1 protein-coding gene is annotated in these 878 nt (G+C 54.0%); it reads left to right on the top strand.

All coding sequences use genetic code 11. The features are described 5' to 3' along the window. Nucleotides 1–153: 153 nt before the first annotated feature. On the top strand, nt 154–878 hold a 725-nt coding region (locus H7C19_RS31915), incomplete at its 3' end, for an IS3 family transposase (protein WP_313732051.1).

Genomic DNA, 878 nt, shown 5'->3' on the forward strand with positions numbered 1-878 from the left:
GAAGAAGGCGCCGGAGGAGCTGACCGAGGCCGAACGCCACCAGATGGAGCTAAAGAAGCTAACGTATGAAATTGAGCGGCTGAAGGCGGAGAATGCATTCTTAAAAAAGTTGAGGGAATTGAGAGGGAGGCGAGGCTAGGCCGACACCGGCAAGTGCATGTCTACCGCGCCATACAAGCCGTACATGAAGAACAAGGCTGTAGCGTGAAGCTGCTGTGTGAGATTGCCGGAATTGAGCGGTCCAGCTATTACAAATGGATTAGCCACAAGCCGAGTCTGCGGGAGCAAGAAAACGAGCAGTTGACGCAGCACATGCAGGCTCTTCATGCCCAGGTACAAGGCATTTACGGCTACCGGCGGCATACCGTCCAGCTCATCCGAAAGATGAACAAGCCGATTAACCACAAACGCATCTTGCGGCTCATGAAACTCGCCGGGATTCAGTCGGTCATCCGCAGGAAGAGAAAGCCCTACAAGCGCTCCATCCCCCAGCATGTCGCCGAAAACCTGTTGAATCGCAAATTTCAGGCAGATGTACCAAATGAGAAGTGGCTGACGGACGTAACCGAATTGAAGTATGGCAACGGGAAGAAGGCCTACCTCAGCGCGATCCTGGACCTCCATGACAACACGATTATTGCCGCCGTGCTGGGGCATTCAAACAACAACAAACTCGTATTTAATACACTGGCCAAGGCACGCAGGGTTGAACCGGGCGCTGCCCCCCTGCTTCACAGCGACCGGGGATTTCAGTACACGTCGAAGAAATTCAAGCGGAAGCTGAAAAGAGCGAAAATGACCCAGAGTATGTCCCGCGTTGGCCGGTGCATTGACAATGGCCCCATGGAAGCCTTCTGGGGGACCCTGAAATGCGAACG

Source organism: Cohnella nanjingensis, from assembly GCF_014212125.1.
Taxonomy (GTDB): domain Bacteria; phylum Bacillota; class Bacilli; order Paenibacillales; family Paenibacillaceae; genus Cohnella; species Cohnella nanjingensis.